Source organism: Micromonospora sp. NPDC047620, assembly GCF_043205005.1.
Lineage (GTDB): Bacteria > Actinomycetota > Actinomycetes > Mycobacteriales > Micromonosporaceae > Micromonospora.
The window spans coordinates 1-1,505 of record NZ_JBIDDG010000107.1 but is presented as its reverse complement, the minus strand read 5'-3'; the positions used below and the strand labels follow the sequence as shown (position 1 = coordinate 1,505).

The 1,505-nt window shown below is 69.3% G+C and carries 1 protein-coding gene; it reads right to left on the bottom strand.

Translation table 11 applies throughout. The annotated features are described in order from the left end of the window. A partial coding sequence (locus tag ACGF5C_RS34505; protein ID WP_393308574.1) for an acyltransferase domain-containing protein occupies positions 1 to 1,505 on the bottom strand: 1,505 nt, incomplete at both ends.

Sequence of the window (1,505 nt, the reverse complement as noted above, 5' to 3'; positions counted from 1 at the left end):
CGGTTCCCGAGTAGAAGGCGCCCCAGTCGACGTCGGCGCCGGTGACGAACAGCGTCGCCAGTCCGGCCGTCAGGGTCGACGCATCCGCTCGGTGCCGGCGGGCGGGCGCCACCACCACCGGGGACGCGGCGTCGAGGGTCTGGGTGACCATCGGGGCCAGCACGGCATCCGGTCCGACCTCGGCGAAACGAGACACCCCCGACTCCGCCATCGCCGCCACCGCATCGGCGAATCGCACCGAATCCCGAACCTGGCGCACCCAATACGACGGGACCGACATCTCGTCGGTCACCTTCGCGCCGGTCACCGTCGACACCAACGGCACAGTCGGCCGACCGAACGCCAAACCAGCTATCGCCGCCGCGAATTCGTCCAGCATCGGCTCCATCAACGCCGAATGGAAGGCATGCGACACCCGCAAACGATGTGTGCGCCAGCCCTTTTCCGCACAGCGCCCCGCGACCGCCACCACAGCGGCTTCCACGCCGGACAGCACCACCGAGGACGGGCCGTTCACCGCCGCGATCGACACGTCACCGGCCGCCACCGCACCGGAATCCACCAGCGCCAGCACGTCGGCTTCGGACGCGCCCACCGCGACCATCGCCCCACCCGCCGGCAACGCCTGCATCAAACGACCACGCGCCGCGACCAACACGCACGCATCCTGGAGCGACAACACACCCGCGATATGCGCAGCAGCGACCTCACCGATCGAATGACCCGCCACCACATCCGCCCGCACACCCCACGACTCCAGCAGCCTGAAGAGCGCCACCTCGAACGCGAACAAACCCGCCTGCGCGAACACTGTCCGATCGACCAGATCCCCGTCGGCCAACGCATCCGACAGCGAAACAGACTGCCCCAGAGCAGATTCCAGCCCATCCACGATCGCGTCGAAATGCTCGGCGAACACCGGGTATACACCGTGCAACTCGGACGCCATACCGGCCCACTGCGCACCCTGCCCCGAGAACACCACACCCGTCGAACCCGGCACCACCCGACCGGACACCACACCGGGCGCCGGCTCGCCGCGGCCCAGCGCTCGGATTCCGGCCCGCAGGCCCTCGCGCTCGGACGACAACACCACCGCACGGTGGTCGAACGCCATCCTCGTCGCGAGGGAGAAGCCGATATCGGCCGACTCGTATTCACGGTCGGCGAGATGGGATGCCAGCCGCCGGGCCTGGTCGGCGAGCGCCGCACCCGTGCGCGCCGATACCACCCACGGCAGCACGCCACCGGCCGGCGCCGTCGTGGTTGCCGGTCGCGAGTCGGTCTCCGGGGCCTGCTCGACGATGACGTGCGCGTTGGTGCCGCTGATACCGAACGAGGACACACCCGCACGACGCGGCCGACCCGCGTCCGGCCACGCCACCGGCTCGGTGAGCAACCGCACCTGACCTTCGGACCAATCGACCTTGATACTGGGCGCATCGACGTGCAGTGTCCGCGGCAGTTCCCCGCGCCGCATGGCCATGACCATCTTGATCACACCA